Genomic DNA, 16,007 nt, shown 5'->3' with positions numbered 1-16,007 from the left:
TTATGAAATTGTTCCGGACTGTCTGCAGTTAAGAGATATTATCTTTCATCAGGCAGAAAAATGACGGAGTGCAGGTATCTGGTCAGATGTAGATAGTTCCGCTGTAGGCTTTGCGGAATTCCTTTGGAGTGTAGCCGGTTCCCTGTCGGAAATAGTTGCAGAAGGATGGGGCGTCCCGGAAACCGCAGGAGAGTGCTGCTTCTGTGATTGTGCAGGAGGAAGAACAGAGAAGCTGGGCTGCCATCTGGAGGCGGTGTTTCAGGAGATATTGTTTTGGTGATGTGTTTTCGTGTTCCATAAAGATACGGTAAAGGTAGGAACGTTCGATTCCTACGTAGCGTGCCACGTCAGAGATATGGATAGGGTAGGCGTAATTGTTCCTGATGTATTCGGAAGCTTGCTGAAAGTAGAGGGTTGAGATGTCGGTTCTGCTTTCGGAAGGCTTTTTTTGCATGACGGATAGCATCAGGAGGAGGTTTCCTGCGGAGGCAAGGCCGTTTCCGTTGTTTTCGGAAAAGGTGTCAAGGAGGTTTTGCATGTGGGTAAGGAGGCTGTTTTTCAGGGAGGGTGTTTCCGGGGTGAAGATGAGAGAGTCGGAAAATATGGTTTGTTTCAGGATTTCTTTGCAGGTAGAGCCGTCAAAGCCCGCCCAGGCATAGCTCCAGGGTTCGGAGCTGTCAGCGCGGTAGTAGATGGAGTCCATTGGACGGATGAGAAAAGCATCACCTGCTTTCAGATGGTAGGTGTGGCCGCTGCACTGGTAGATGCCTTTGCCGTGGAAGATCACGTGGAGGAGGTAGTGTGGGCGCATGGCCGGACCGAAGGAGTGGTTCGGGCCACAGTCTTCCTGACCGCAGAAGTAGACGGAAAGAGCGTGCTGGGGGTTGGGTTCTTTTTTCATTTGACTGGGCCTCCTGTTTTTTGTCACAAAAGTGTAATATCCTCCTCCGGAGGAAGCAGTTTCTTAAAAAAACGATACAAAAGCATCGAATTGATAAAAGCTACAAGTCCAAATCCGAAGAAAAACCAGCAGCATACGTAAAGTGGCTGCAGCTTTACATCAAGATAAGTCATATATAATGGAAAGATCGTGATCACTGCAATGGCAATCGTTGTGGGAAAATGCATAAATGCCAGCAGAAATGCATTTCTGCAAAGTGCTCCCAGCGTATTGGCAAAGGTTGCGATCACCGGGAAGATGTATAAAGTAAAAATAATCAGCAGAGTCAGGACTCCCACAGAAAGATAAAAGAGCATATGTGCAGCACTTCCTTCTGCATGGAGCAGGAAACGTATATTCAGGATGATCACGGCTCCGGCAGCAAGGATCAGCAGCCATACGATCAGTGACTGTTTGAAGTTTTCCTTAAAAGCTCTGAAAAATGTTTTCGTCGTGCCGTTGTTATTCCCCTTTACTGTACGCATCATGCAGTGATAAAGGGCAGTCAGTGACGGCCCGATGGTGATCACCGGAATACTGAAGAGAATAAAAAGAAGATTGGCGATCACGATGTCGCCCAGTTTGTTAAGAAATACATGAACAACATTATCTTCATTCAAAAGATTCATAACGAAATACCTCCTTATATAGAAATATAAAAATGAAAAACAGACCACAGTTGTAAAGTCCGATACAGGTAATCTTAGCACAGTTTTCGACTGTGTGTAAAGAGAGGGAACACAGATAAGTATCCTGTGCATTATAAAGTGTGTTCTGGTCACAGAGTGAACAGTAATACGCTTCGCAGCGAATATGGATCGTAAATACCCGTCTGACTGTGAGAAAACCGGTGTGGCTGAAAATCTTTTGAGGGAAACCGGAGGATACAGCACATTTTATGGGACTGAATAAAAAACATGGAACTTTGCGTGCATATGTAGAAATAATGGCACGCATGGAATTATGTTAGGAACGGGAAAACAATTTTTTCGTCAAATGACATTTGTACATGTTTTGAGTTAGTAAAAACATACAAAAACAGACATGTAAAAATGTTGGTTTTGCCATAAAGAAACAAAATGGTTTCAAAACATACTTAAAAATAGTGGAAATTATGGGAAAATATAAAAAAACATAAAAATACAGGAAAAAATGACGGATAATTAACAAAGTATGAACAAAAAATAGATAAAATGAACAAATAATAACATTTTTCCATATTGAAATGACAATAATCCATTTATCATTTTTCCATGTGCAATTATAATAATATCAACGGTCAGGGACGTGAAAAAATATAAAAACTGACCAAAGAAAGAGGGAAAATAAGAAAGATTTAAAAGGAGGAAGAAGTTATGAATTTTAAAAGAGTAGCAGCATTATTGTTAGCAGGTGCCATGGTAATGACAGCAGTTCCTGTATATGCAAAAGGTGACGATGTTACACTTTCCGTATCCATCTGGGACACCAACCAGGAGCCGGGAATCAAAGAAATTCTCGCAGACTTCACAGAGAAGACAGGAATCAAGACAGAGATTTCCGTTGTTAAATGGGATGAGTACTGGACAATGCTCGAGGCCGGTGCACAGGGTGGTTCCCTTCCGGACGTATTCTGGATGCACTCCAACGAGAGTCAGAGATACATGTCCAACGATATGCTTCTTGATCTGACCGATAAGATCAAAGACAGCGATCTGATCGATCCGGAGAACTATCCGGAGGATATCTGGGGACTGTATACATACGATGATAAATATTATGCAGTACCGAAGGATATAGATACAATCGCTCTCTGGTACAACAAGACATTATTTGACGAGGCAGGACTTGATTATCCGACAGCTGACTGGACATGGGATGATGTTACAGAGGCAGCTAAGAAGCTTACTAAGGATGATGGTTCCCAGTACGGTCTCGCAATGAGAAATGATAACAACCAGGCCGGATACTACAACCTGATCTATGATAACGGCGGATACATCATCAGCGATGACAAGACAAAATCCGGCTGGGATGATGAGAAGACGATCGCAGCTATGCAGACACTGGAAGGATGGATCAAGGATGGCGTGATCCCGTCTCTTGAGACAATGTCCGAGAACAACGAGGACGTACTTTTCGAGGCTGGCAAGATCGCTATGACATGCCAGGGCTCCTGGATGCTTGCAGCATTTAAAGAGAACGAGTACACAGCAGCTAACTGTGATTGTGTAGAGCTTCCTAAAAACGCTGAGACAGGCAGAAGAGCTTCCTTATATAACGGACTTGGATGGGCAGCATCTGCTTCCGGTGAGCACACAGACGAAGCTTGGCAGCTGATCGAGTACCTCGGATCCAAAGAGGCTCAGGAGAAACAGGCTGAGCTTGGTGTTACAATGAGTGCATACAAAGATACATCTGATGCATGGGCTAAATCCGCAGACTTCAACCTTCAGGCTTATCTGAACATGATGGATGACATGGAGATCCGTCCATACTCCAAATCTACTGTAACATGGGAGAACGAGGACAACGAGATCCTTAAGGGCGTATACACAGGCGACATCACAATGGAAGAGGCTTGCAAGCAGATGGCTGATCAGATGAACGAGAAGCTGGCTGAGGAGTAAGCATTAAGAAACACCGATAATTAAGTGCAGTAATGAGAGGGGCCGCCGCACTCAGGTGCAGCGGCCTCATACATAGAAGGAATAGAAGGAGTGATTCTTATGGCTAAAACTACCAAGTCACAGGCACGGACAAAGAGAGAGCGCAGTGAGTTCCTCTGGGGCTGGCTGTTTATTCTCCCAACAACCATCGGATTGATCGTATTGAACATCATTCCGATCTTCCAGACTATTTACCAGAGCTTTTTCAAAACAGGAGATTTTGGTAAAGGAAATATCTTTATCGGTTTACAGAACTATCAGAAGGTTTTTGCAGATAAAGAGATCTGGCAGGCACTGATCAACACATTCAAATATGCGATCGTGGAGGTTCCTTTTTCCATTGTCATCGCACTTGTTCTTGCAGTACTTCTTAACAGAAAGATGAAGGGCCGTTCTATTTACAGAACCATCATCTTCCTCCCGATGGTAGCAGCTCCGGCAGCGGTAGCCATGGTATGGAGATGGCTGTTCAACTCTGATTATGGTCTTATCAATAACGTTTTCCATGTTCATGTAAACTGGGTTTCTAATCCGAAAATTGCAGTATTTGCAGTTGCGATCATCGGTGTATGGTCTATCATCGGTTACAATATGGTTCTTTTCCTGTCAGGACTTCAGGAAATCCCGAGAGATTATTATGAAGCAGCATCCATTGACGGTGCAACAGGCGTGAATGCATTCTTTAACATCACGGTCCCGCTTCTTTCACCAACCATTTTCTTCGTGCTTGTTACCCGTGTGATCGGATCCCTTCAGGTATTCGACCTGATCTATATGGTTATTGACAAGTCAAACCCGGCACTTACCAAGACTCAGTCACTGGTTTACCTGTTCTATAAATATGCATTTATCAATAAGAACATGGGATACGGCGCTACGATCGTAGTAGTACTTCTTATTATCACCATGATCCTGACAGTATTCCAGATGATCGGTCAGAAGAAATGGGTATTCTACAACTAAAAAGGGGGATTAACCATGGATAGTATGGAAACAAAAAAGAAATTAACCACTATTTTAATACATGTCATACTGATCATTGTGTCCATAACGATGCTTGTGCCATTTATCTGGATGATACTGACAGCTTTTAAAACTGTAACTGAAGCAACATCTGTAGATCCTTTCACCATTTTCCCGAAAATATGGAGAAAAGACGCATTTATTTCTGTTATCAATAATATGAACTTCCTGCTTCTGTACAAGAATACACTGCTTCTGATCTTCTTCCGAGTAGTGTGTGCGGTTCTTACAGCAACTATGGCAGGCTATGCATTTGGACGACTGAACTTCAAGGGCCGTGATCTTTGCTTCGGTCTTGTACTGTTCCAGATGATGGTTCCGGTACAGATCTTCATCATCCCGCAGTACCTGATGGTCAGCAAGATGGGTATGCTGAATACGATCTTTGCCCTTGTATTCCCAGGTATTGTCACTGCGTTCGGTACCTTCCTTCTGAGACAGGGATACATGGGACTGCCGAAGGATCTGGAGGAGGCTGCCAGACTTGATGGATGTAACATCGGTCAGACCTTCCTTTACATCATGGCACCACTTACAAGATCCAGTATGGTTGCACTTGGAATTTTCACAGCTGTATTCGCATTCAAAGATCTGATGTGGCCGATGATCGTTAATACAGATAAGGATATGCTGGTACTTTCTTCCGCACTTGCAAAGATGCAGGGCCAGTACGTATCCAAATTCCCGGAACTGATGGCTGCATCTCTGATCGCCTGCATTCCGATGATCGTGATCTACATGATCTTCCAGAAACAGTTTATCGAAGGTATTGCTACCAGCGGTGGAAAACTGTAATCAGAAATATTACATAAGGTAATACAAGACCGCTGACAATGTATATAACTGAGGATTTGGTTATTAAGGTTGTCAGCGGTATTTTTATCCGCAGTAAACGAAAAAAGGAGAAAATTATGCCGATCAAATTTCATGAGGGATCAAAGACATTCCACATTTATAACAAACATTTAAGCTACATCACCTGTATCATGGAAAATGGCCAGATGGAGAATCTTTACTATGGAAAAGCCATCCGCGATAAAGAGGATTTCAGCTATCTCCACGAGGAGATCATGCGTTCCCTGATGGCTGTATGTGTTCCGGAGCCAGGACTTCTTTCCATGCAGTATACCAAACAGGAGTATCCTGTTTACGGAACCGGTGATTACAGAAACCCTGCCCTTACTGTTCGTCAGGAGAACGGAAGCGAGATCGTAGATTTCAAATATGTTTCTCATGAGATCTATGGTGGCAAGAAGAAGCTTGCAGGTCTTCCGGCAACTTATACAGAAAGTGATGAGGAAGCAACATCTCTGGATATCACACTTCATGATTCTGTGATGGATACAGATCTTATTCTTACATATTCCGTATATGAGGATTATCCGGTGATCACAAGAAGCGCACGCCTTGTTCAGAAAGGGGATCAGAGGATCCGGCTTGAGAATGTGATGAGTGCAGCAGTGGAGTTTCCGGATATGGATTATGAGATGATCCATCTTTCCGGTGCGTGGGCACGTGAGCGTTATGTAAAAACACGCAAACTTGAGATGGGGACACAGGCTGTACAGAGCCTTGCAGGAACCGGTTCCAGCTCTGAGCAGAATCCGTTTATCGCACTGAAACGTCCTCATACAACAGAAGACACAGGCGAGGTTTTCGGCTTCAGCTTTGTGTACAGCGGCAACTTCCTTGCACAGGTTGAGGTTTCCACCTATGAGATGACACGAGTTATGATGGGAATCAATCCTCAGGGCTTTTCCTGGGAGCTTTCCAGAGATGAAGAATTTCAGACTCCGGAGGTTGTTATGGTATACAGTGATAAGGGCTTAAATGGAATGAGCCAGGCTTACCACAGACTGTACCGTGACCGCCTGATGCGTGGAAAATGGAGAAACCATGCACGCCCGATCCTTCTTAATAACTGGGAAGCAACCTATTTTGATTTTGATGAGGAAAAAATCCTCAATATTGCAAAAAAAGCCAAAGAGGTTGGGGTAGAGCTGTTCGTTCTGGATGACGGATGGTTTGGAACAAGAAATGATGATTACCAGGGCCTTGGTGACTGGTTCGTAAATAAGAATAAGCTTCCAAACGGAATTTCCGGACTTTCCCGTAAGATCGAGGAGATGGGCCTGAAATTCGGTCTCTGGGTAGAGCTTGAGATGGTAAACAAGAACAGTGACTGCTACAGAGCACATCCGGACTGGCTCATCGGAGCACCGGACCGTTTTGAGTCTCACTCAAGACATCAGCACGTTCTTGATTTTTCCAGACCTGAGGTTGTGGATTTCATTTATGATTCCATCTCCAAGGTTATCGAGGAATCTTCCATTTCCTACATTAAATGGGATATGAACCGTTACATGTCTGAGCCTTTCAGCCGCGGCGCATCTGCAGCAGATCAGGGTAAGACCATGCATAAATATATCCTTGGTGTTTATGAGCTGTATACAAGACTGACAGAGAGATTCCCTGACATCCTCTTTGAATCCTGCGCAAGCGGCGGAGCAAGATTTGATCCGGGAATGCTGTATTTTGCACCGCAGACATGGACCAGTGATGATACCGATGCTGCTGAGAGAGAAAAGATCCAGTACGGTACCTCCTTTGTCTATCCGATCGTCAGCATGGGATCTCATGTATCGGCAGTACCGAATCATCAGCTGCACCGTACCACACCGCTTTCCACAAGAGCAAATGTGGCATATTTCGGAACCTTTGGCTATGAGCTGGATCTGAACCTTTTAAGTGCCAAAGAGATCGATGAGGTAAAGGCACAGGTTGAATTCATGAAGAAACACCGTGACCTGATTCAGGTGGAGGGTGATTTTTACCGTATCTTAAGTCCGTTCGAAGGAAATGATACTGCGTGGATGGTTGTTTCCAGGGATAAGAAACAGGCAGTTGCCGGTTATTATGAGAGACTGAACAAGGTTAATGCTTCCTGGATGCGTCTGCGCTTCAAAGGTCTTGACGAGGATCAGCTCTACAGAGTAGAATGGGAAGATAAGTGCCTGAAAGCATATGGAAATGAATTGATGTATGCAGGAATCCCGGTTGATCGTGACTACTGCAACAAGACAAACGGTGATTTCCATTCTGTATTGTATACAATTGAGGCAGAGGGTTGATCGGATCGGCTGCAGAACAGTTAGCTGGTACAGACAGACCGCCGGATATGGCGGTCTGTTGCTGAGTTGCCGGCTGTCTGAACAGAGCTGTAGATTACGGATATCCGTTTGATCTGAAAAAAAGAACGCAGAATATCAGGGAGGTGAAAAGTTGCTTCATACAGTTGGTTTTACAAACTCAGACAGCTATAAATGTCTGGAGAATTTAAAGAAAGGTGCGGTGGATCTCTGTCTTACTTACTGTGGGTGGGAAAGCTGTGATCCGGGACATCGATTTGGACCAAATAAAAGGATCTCTCATGTACTTCATATCGTGGAATCCGGAACCGGGGTTTTTGAGATGGATGGCTATCAGTATCATCTGACCGGTGGAGAAGCATTTCTGATCCCACCCGGTGTGGAGGCCTGGTATGAGGCAGACATGGACAATCCCTGGACGTACCGCTGGGTAGGATTTGAGGGAATGATTGCCGAGGAAGTGATTCATGTAAGTGGTTTCAGCCGGGAAAATCCGGTCCGAAGGATCCACTGCATGGAAAATGCTGCGAAGTATATTGATGCAATGGTACGGACCAACAAGCTCGTTTTTGAAAATGAGCTGAAACGAAACGGACTTCTGCTGCTTCTTTTTTCTGACCTGATCACAGATAACCGGGATGCATGTTTGAGAGAAGGCAAGCTTCTTCCATCCCACAGATATCCAAATTCCGTTTATGTGGAGCAGGCAGTGGATTACATTGCAGCCAACTTTGACAAGAGGCTGAAGATCAATGAGCTGGCAGACCGCATTGGCGTCAACCGGAGCTATCTTACCAGTTCATTTAAAAAAAGCCTTGGATGCTCGCCGCAGGAATATCTTATGAATCTTCGCATTGAGAAGGCGAAAACTCTTCTGAAAAACGGAGATATTCAGGTCAGTGAAGTAGCTGCAAGAGTAGGGTATGGAGATCCGCTGGCTTTTTCCAAGGTATTCAAGGCAAGAACAGGAAGAAGTCCGAGAGAATACAAGGAAGAAAAGAGAAGACTTGTAGTGAATGGAAAGAAGGGCGATTATACGGAATCTGAGGCCTGAGCCTGTGATATATTTCACGAAGAAAAAAACTCTCTGTCTGTGCCAGAATATATAAAATTCTGGTATCGGGCAGAGAGTTTTTTATGTCATAAGAAATGTTATAGAAAATTACTTCTGGGTATCTCATGCAACAAAACAACAATTATTAACATCAAAGTACATATTTTAAACAAGTTTCCGGTAGTATGATAAGCTCACAAGGAAAACGAAGCGGGACTGCACCGCAGAAATAGCAGAAAATCAGGAATTTTAAAGAAAAATATAACAATTCCGGATAAGAGATCTAATAAAGAGAACAGGAGGAAACGAACATGATCAAAATTACATTCATGGGAGCTGGAAGCACGGTTTTCGCAAGAAATGTACTTGGAGACTGTATGTGCACACCGGCACTTCGCGAGAGCGAGATCGCACTTTATGATATTGACGAGAAGAGACTGGAGGATTCCAGAATTATCTTAAGTGCCATCAATCACAACGTAAACGAGGACCGCGCAGTGATCAAAACCTATCTTGGTGCCGAGAACCGTAAAGATGCACTTCGCGATGCGGATTTCGTAGTTAATGCCATTCAGGTAGGCGGTTATGAGCCATGTACAGTAACAGACTTTGAGATCCCGAAGAAATACGGCATCAAACAGACAATCGCAGATACTCTGGGAATCGGTGGAATCATGCGTGCACTTCGTACCATTCCGGTTCTGGAAGAGTTTGCCCGGGACATGGAAGAGGTCTGCCCGAACACTCTGTTCCTGAACTATTCCAATCCGATGGCAATGCTTACCGGTTATATGCAGCGCTTCACAAAGATCCGTACAGTAGGTCTCTGCCACAGCGTTCAGGTCTGCTCCCAGAAGCTTCTTGAGGGAATGGGAATGGAAGACAAGCTTGAGGGACGTACCGAGCTGATCGCAGGTATCAACCATATGGCATGGCTTCTTGAAATCCATGATAAAGACGGAAACGATCTGTACCCGGAGATCCGCAGAATTGCAGAGGAGAAGAATACTTCCGGTGAGAAACATGAGGATATGGTACGTTATGAGTACATCCGTCATCTTGGCTACTACTGCACAGAGTCCAGTGAGCACAATGCAGAGTACAATCCGTTCTTTATCAAATCCAGATATCCGGAGATGATCGAGGAATTCAATATTCCACTTGACGAATATCCGAGAAGATGTATCAAACAGATCGAGGGTTGGGAAAAAGAGCGTGAGGATATCCTCAAAGACGGCAAGATCGGCCATGAGAGAAGTAAAGAGTATGCTTCCTACATCATGGAGGCTGTTGTTACAAACACACCGTACAAGATTGGTGGAAACGTTCTTAACAACGGTTATATCGACAACCTTCCGTCAGATGCCTGCGTAGAGGTTCCATGTTATATTGACGGAACCGGTGTACACCCGGTAAAAGTGGGCAAGCTTCCTACACAGCTGGCAGCTATGAACTCATCCAATGTCAGCCCGCAGCTCCTTGCTATTGAGGCAGCAGTGACCAAAGACCGCCAGAAGATCTATCAGGCAGCTATGATGGATCCTCACACAGGTGCAGAGCTGAATATCAAAGATATCCAGGCAATGTGTGATGAGCTGATCGAGGCACATGGAGATTATATGAAGATGTACCGCTAAATGAAAGGTATGTCAGGGGACTCCCGAGCAGTTTTCTGAATAGACAGGCCGGATCATTAAAATGGATGTTCCGGCCTTTTTATGATGTAAAATGTTGATGTTTTTTCACAGGAATATTATAATTGGGATATGTATTTCAGCAAATAATACGGGAGGATTTTTACAATGGGAGCAAATGAGGCAAAAACAGCGATTCTTGAGAACCGCACAGCACTTGGAATCGAGTTTGGTTCTACAAGGATCAAGGCAGTTCTGGTTGATGATAAGAACCAGCCTATCGCATCCGGCGGTTACGGATGGGAGAATCAGTATGTGGATGGTATCTGGACATACAGCCTGGAGGAAATCTGGAAAGGTCTCCAGGCCAGCTATCAGGATATGGCAAAAGATGTCCGGGAAAAATATGGAGTGGAGCTGACAAGCGTAGGGGCTTTTGGAGTCAGTGCCATGATGCACGGATATATGCCGTTTAACAAAGCAGGCGAGCTGATGGTTCCGTTCCGCACATGGAGAAACAATATCACAGGTGAGGCATCTGAGAAACTTGGAGAACTTTTCCATTATAATATCCCTCAGAGATGGAGCATTGCACATCTGTACCAGGCGATCTTAAACGGCGAGGAGCATGTGAAAGATATTGATTATATCACAACTCTGGAAGCCTATGTACACTGGAAGCTTACCGGAAAAAGAGTTCTGGGTATCGGTGATGCGGCAGGTATGTTCCCCATCGACAGCGAAACAAAAGACTACAATGAGGAGATGGTGAAGAAATTTGATGAGCTGGTAGCTCCTTATGGATTCCCATGGAAACTCCGCGATATCATGCCGGAGGTTATGGTTGCAGGACAGGATGCGGGTACTCTTACAGAAGAAGGAGCAAAGCTTCTTGATGTAACCGGCAGACTGAAAGCAGGAATCCCGATGTGTCCGCCTGAGGGAGACGCAGGAACCGGTATGGTTGCCACAAACAGTGTGCGTCAGCGGACAGGAAATGTTTCAGCAGGAACTTCTGTATTTGCCATGATCGTCCTGGAAAAAGCCCTTTCCAAACCGTACAAAGAGATCGATATGGTCACAACACCTGCCGGTGATCCGGTTGCCATGGCACATTCCAACAACTGCACATCTGATTTGAATGCCTGGGTGAATGTGTTTAAGGAATTTATGGAAGCAATGGGCATGGAAGTGGATATGGACAAATTGTTCGGAACACTTTACAATAAAGCAATGGAGGGAGATCCTGACTGTGGCGGACTTCTTTCCTATTGTTATTTCTCAGGTGAGCATATGACTGGCTTTGAGGAGGGACGTCCTCTGTTTGTCCGCTCTCCGGAGAGCAAATTTACACTTGCCAATTTTATGAGAAACAATCTTTATACCTGTCTTGGAGCTATGCGTGTAGGTCTTGATATCCTTCTTAATCAGGAGCATGTGAAGATCGACAAGCTTCTTGGACATGGCGGCCTCTTTAAGACAAAAGGTGTTGGCCAGCAGATCCTTGCAGATGCAGTGAATGCACCGGTTTCCGTTATGTCAACCGCAGGAGAAGGCGGAGCCTGGGGAATCGCGATCTTGGCATCTTATCTCATTAACAAAAATGATGGTGAAGATCTTGCTGATTTTCTGGATGAAAATGTCTTCAAAGGAAATGAAGGAAGTACACTGGCACCGGAAGCAGAAGGTGTGAAGGGATTTGATGCGTTCATGAATCGGTATATGAAAGGCCTTGGCATTGAGCGTGCGGCTGTAGAATCCAGGATCTGGTAAAGAGCAGAACGGATTGAAATATAAATCTTTGATTTACAGGAATAATGAAAATGAAATCAGAGGAATATAAATGAAACAGACAGATCATGAAAAGAAACCGGCTCCAGGCCAGATCGTACATGTCGTGATCGATCGTCCGATGAATACTTACCATCCGGAGCACAAGGAGCTTTTCTATCCGGTAAATTATGGATACATAGAAGGAATCATTGCTCCGGATGGCGAGGAACAGGATGTATATGTTCTGGGCGTGGATTACCAGATAAAGGAATTTACAGGTAAAATCATCGCTGTTATCCACCGTCTTAATGATGTGGAAGATAAATGGGTGGCAGTACCGGAAAACATGACTATGACGGCCGAGGAAATCATGGCACAGGTAAGTTTTCAGGAACAGTATTTTAAGACAGAGATAGAGATGATTGAATAAAAGGCAGCAAGTGATATTAAATAAGGAGAAAACATCACAATGGAAAAATCAACAGTTTATTTTACAGATTTTCGTTGTCCTGTGGGAACCAGCCAGCTTGATAAGCTGAAAAAACTCTGTGTTGCTGCCGGAATCAGAGACATTGACATGGACGGAAAATTTGTAGCCATTAAGATGCATTTCGGTGAGCTGGGAAACCTGGCATTTCTTCGCCCGAACTATGCAAAAGCTGTGGCAGATCTCTGCAAAGAACAGGGCGGGCTGCCATTTCTGACAGACTGCAACACTCTTTACCCAGGAAGCAGAAAGAATGCTCTGGAGCATCTGGACTGTGCAAACCTCAATGGTTTTAATACCATTACTACAGGCTGCCAGATCATTATTGGAGATGGACTTCGAGGAACAGATGAGATAGAGGTTCCGGTAGTAAACGGAGAATACTGCAAAACTGCGCTGATCGGACATGCGATCATGGATGCGGATATTTTTATCAGTCTCAGTCACTTTAAAGGGCATGAGTCAACAGGATTCGGCGGTGCTCTGAAAAATATCGGTATGGGCTGCGGAAGCCGTGCAGGAAAGATGCAGCAGCATGCCAGCGGTAAACCTGCCATCAACGAAGAAGTCTGTCGTGGATGCAAACGCTGCGCGAAAGAATGTGGAAGTGATGCCATTACTTATGTAAACAAAAAAGCAGTTATTGATTATGATAAATGCAAGGGCTGTGGCCGCTGTATCGGAGCCTGCAGTTTTGATGCTGTTTACAATCCGAATAGCAGTGCTAATGAAATGCTTGACCGCAAGATGGCTGAGTATGCACAGGCTGTCTGTCATGGCCGTCCACATTTTCATATTGCACTGGTACAGGATATCAGCCCGAACTGCGACTGCCACGGTGAGAACGATGCGCCGATCCTTCCGGATATCGGAATGTTCGCAAGCTTTGACCCGGTAGCTCTGGATCAGGCATGTGCAGATGCCTGTCTCAAGGCAACGCCGATCGAAAACAGCCAGCTTGGAGAGCATCTGGCAGAGCCAGGATGGCACTGTCATCACGATCATTTCAAAGATTCCAACCCTAATGTAGAATGGAAAGCAACTCTGGACCAGGCAGAAAAGATCGGCCTGGGAACAAGAGAGTATGAGCTGAAGAAGATTAAATAAAAAATATATCAAATGATAAAAAGCAGGAGCAGACATGGATGACATGTGATAGCACCTGCTTTTTATATGCCCAAAATGTTCTTCCACTTCTGCAAAACAGCAGGTGTTGCCTATGGCAAAAAGATGGAAGGAATCCGTATATGAATTTGCAAAAGCAGAGGTACTTGAGGCAGGAAGAGAAGAAGGCAGAAAAGAAGACAGGAAAATGTACCGTGGAACAAAGGTGATAACGTAAGAGAGAATATGCCATTTCCAGCCCTTTGGTTCATGAGATGATCAGTGAAAATTTTATTGAAAATATTTTTCCTTAATGGTATCATGAGACACGAAAAACACAGAAAATAAAAATACCAGGCTGTTAATAGTAAGTACATACGTTACAACAGATTACAGCCAGTCGGACAGCGAAAGAGCAGCAGGTGGCTAACTGCAGAAATTCGCTGTGATATACAGGAGGAGAAAAAATAATGAAATTAACCATGCTTGGAACAGGCAACGCACTGGTAACGGAGTGCTATAATACATGCTTCGTGCTCAGCGATGAGTACGGCCATTTTCTGGTTGACGGCGGCGGTGGAAACACTGTGCTTTCCCAGCTTAAGAAAGCAGGCGTAGATCTGATGGATGTTCATGAGATCTTTGTTACACATAAGCATGTTGACCATATCATGGGAATTGTTTGGGTGATCCGAATTATCTGCCAGAACATGAAGAAGGGTGCTTATCAGGGCGAGGCCAATATCTACGCACATGACGAAGTAATCGGACTTCTGAAAGACATGGCATTTAAGCTTCTCAACAAGAAAGAGACACAGTACATCGGTGATAGACTTCATCTGATCGAGATAAAAGACGGCGAAGAGAAAACGATTCTCAATAAGAAAATAACATTTTTCGATATCGGTTCTACCAAGGCGAAACAGTTCGGTTTCCAGATGATCTACGGAGATAACAAGGTGCTGACATGCTGCGGAGATGAGCCATACAACGAATGCGAGGAGAAATATGCGAAAGGCAGCGACTGGATGTTTCACGAAGCATTTTGCCTGTATGGACAGCGTGACATCTTCAATCCTTATGAGAAACATCATTCCACAGTTAAGGATGCCAGCGAGCTTGCCCAGCAGCTTGGCGTAAAGAATCTTGTACTGTATCACACAGAGGATAAGAACATTAAGAATCGTAAAGAACTTTACGGAGCAGAAGGCAGAGAGTATTATCACGGAAATCTGTTTGTTCCGGATGATCTTGATGTGATCGAAATGTAATTTTTTATGAAGTAAAAAGAAAAGACCGGAAGTGCGAGGTAACATAACACATGCCAGAAACAGACAACATCATACTTGAAAAAAAATACAGAAAACTCCAGGATATCATTCATTCTCTTGGAAGCGTAGCTGTAGCATTTTCCGGCGGTGTAGATTCCACATTTCTGCTGAAAGCTGCACAGGAAACACTTGGTGACAAGGCTATGGCCATCACTGCATGCCCCTGCTCTTTCACAGACAGAGAGCTGAAAGAAACGGAGGAATTTTGCCAGGAGAACCACATCTGCCAGGAAGTCTGCAGGATCAATGAATTTGAGATCCCGGGATTTCGGCAGAATCCACCGGACCGCTGCTACATCTGCAAAAAAGCCATTTTCACAAAACTCTGGGAAGCAGCGAAAGCGCATAATATGAATATGATCGCAGAAGGCTCCAACATGGATGACTTAGGCGATTATCGCCCGGGAAAAAGAGCCATCCAGGAGCTTGGCGTGCGAAGTCCTCTTCAGGAAGCAGACCTCTATAAAGAAGAGATCCGTGAGCTGTCAAAGCACATGAACCTTCCAACCTGGAACAAGCCGTCCTTTGCCTGTCTTGCATCCAGATTTGTATACGGTGAAACCATTACTGAGGAAAAACTTCACATGGTAGACCAGGCTGAGCAGTTTCTGATGGAGCTTGGCTTCCACCAGTTCCGCGTACGCATTCATGGAACAATGGCGAGGATCGAAGTCCCGGAAGAGGATATCCTGAAAATTGCAGATAATGAGACAAGAACAAAGATCACAGAGAAATTCTGCACTCTGGGATTCTCCTACGTAACATTGGATCTTCAGGGCTTCCGGTCCGGAAGTATGAATGAAACACTGGGAAAATAGTATCGGAAAATAAATAATCCCCCGGAAATACCGCACGAGAAGTATT

Annotated in this window: 14 protein-coding genes; 12 read left to right on the top strand and 2 right to left on the bottom strand. The window is 44.6% G+C overall.

The features are described from left to right. Positions 1–82: 82 nt before the first annotated feature. Together AC04Q4_RS09065 and AC04Q4_RS09060 are read right to left on the bottom strand one after the other, a co-directional pair. Positions 83–901 (bottom strand): AraC family transcriptional regulator, encoded by an 819-nt coding sequence (locus AC04Q4_RS09065; protein ID WP_173755530.1) that lies wholly within the window; start codon positions 899–901, stop codon positions 83–85. Positions 902–924: 23 nt separating this feature from the next. Further along, positions 925–1,569 (bottom strand): YesL family protein, encoded by a 645-nt coding sequence (locus AC04Q4_RS09060; RefSeq protein ID WP_173755529.1) that lies wholly within the window; start codon positions 1,567–1,569, stop codon positions 925–927. Positions 1,570–2,295: 726 nt separating this feature from the next. On the opposite strand from AC04Q4_RS09060, the gene AC04Q4_RS09055 reads away from it, so the two are divergent. The 12 genes from AC04Q4_RS09055 (at position 2,296) to larE (ending at position 15,961) form a co-directional block, all read left to right on the top strand. Next, the gene (locus tag AC04Q4_RS09055; protein ID WP_092070268.1) at positions 2,296–3,549 is read left to right on the top strand and encodes an ABC transporter substrate-binding protein; all 1,254 of its coding nucleotides are present in this window, start codon (positions 2,296–2,298) and stop codon (positions 3,547–3,549) included. Positions 3,550–3,648: 99 nt separating this feature from the next. Beyond that, the gene (locus AC04Q4_RS09050; protein ID WP_021650445.1) at positions 3,649–4,551 is read left to right on the top strand and encodes a carbohydrate ABC transporter permease; all 903 of its coding nucleotides are present in this window, start codon (positions 3,649–3,651) and stop codon (positions 4,549–4,551) included. Between the two features lie 15 nt (positions 4,552–4,566). Continuing rightward, positions 4,567–5,406, top strand: a complete 840-nt coding sequence (locus AC04Q4_RS09045; protein WP_173754591.1) for a carbohydrate ABC transporter permease — start codon at positions 4,567–4,569, stop codon at positions 5,404–5,406. A gap of 116 nt (positions 5,407–5,522) precedes the next feature. After that, the gene (locus tag AC04Q4_RS09040) at positions 5,523–7,742 is read left to right on the top strand and encodes an alpha-galactosidase (protein ID WP_476388864.1); all 2,220 of its coding nucleotides are present in this window, start codon (positions 5,523–5,525) and stop codon (positions 7,740–7,742) included. 151 nt (positions 7,743–7,893) lie between these two features. Next, positions 7,894–8,814: an AraC family transcriptional regulator gene (locus tag AC04Q4_RS09035; RefSeq protein ID WP_173736829.1), complete on the top strand. Its 921-nt coding sequence runs from the start codon at positions 7,894–7,896 to the stop codon at positions 8,812–8,814. Positions 8,815–9,125: 311 nt separating this feature from the next. After that, positions 9,126–10,451 carry an alpha-glucosidase/alpha-galactosidase gene (gene melA / locus AC04Q4_RS09030; RefSeq protein ID WP_119238936.1) on the top strand — a complete coding sequence of 442 codons (1,326 nt, stop codon included), beginning with the start codon at positions 9,126–9,128 and terminating at the stop codon, positions 10,449–10,451. 165 nt (positions 10,452–10,616) lie between these two features. Beyond that, entirely contained in the window at positions 10,617–12,221 is a 1,605-nt protein-coding gene (locus AC04Q4_RS09025) for a xylulokinase (protein ID WP_173736830.1), read from the top strand. Positions 12,222–12,291: 70 nt separating this feature from the next. Continuing rightward, entirely contained in the window at positions 12,292–12,651 is a 360-nt protein-coding gene (locus tag AC04Q4_RS09020) for an inorganic diphosphatase (RefSeq protein WP_243873768.1), read from the top strand. A 39-nt stretch (positions 12,652–12,690) separates the two neighbouring features. After that, complete coding sequence (locus AC04Q4_RS09015; RefSeq protein ID WP_173736831.1) at positions 12,691–13,815, top strand: DUF362 domain-containing protein; 1,125 nt, start codon at positions 12,691–12,693, stop codon at positions 13,813–13,815. 112 nt (positions 13,816–13,927) lie between these two features. Further along, the gene (locus tag AC04Q4_RS09010) at positions 13,928–14,050 is read left to right on the top strand and encodes a hypothetical protein (protein WP_264292053.1); all 123 of its coding nucleotides are present in this window, start codon (positions 13,928–13,930) and stop codon (positions 14,048–14,050) included. A gap of 232 nt (positions 14,051–14,282) precedes the next feature. After that, entirely contained in the window at positions 14,283–15,083 is an 801-nt protein-coding gene (locus tag AC04Q4_RS09005) for an MBL fold metallo-hydrolase (RefSeq protein ID WP_173736832.1), read from the top strand. Positions 15,084–15,133: 50 nt separating this feature from the next. Further along, positions 15,134–15,961, top strand: a complete 828-nt coding sequence (gene larE, locus AC04Q4_RS09000; protein ID WP_173736833.1) for an ATP-dependent sacrificial sulfur transferase LarE — start codon at positions 15,134–15,136, stop codon at positions 15,959–15,961. Positions 15,962–16,007: the final 46 nt, after the last annotated feature.

It is taken from the genome of Blautia sp. HA8986 (assembly GCF_056504635.1).
This window is presented reverse-complemented; position numbering and strand designations above follow the sequence as displayed.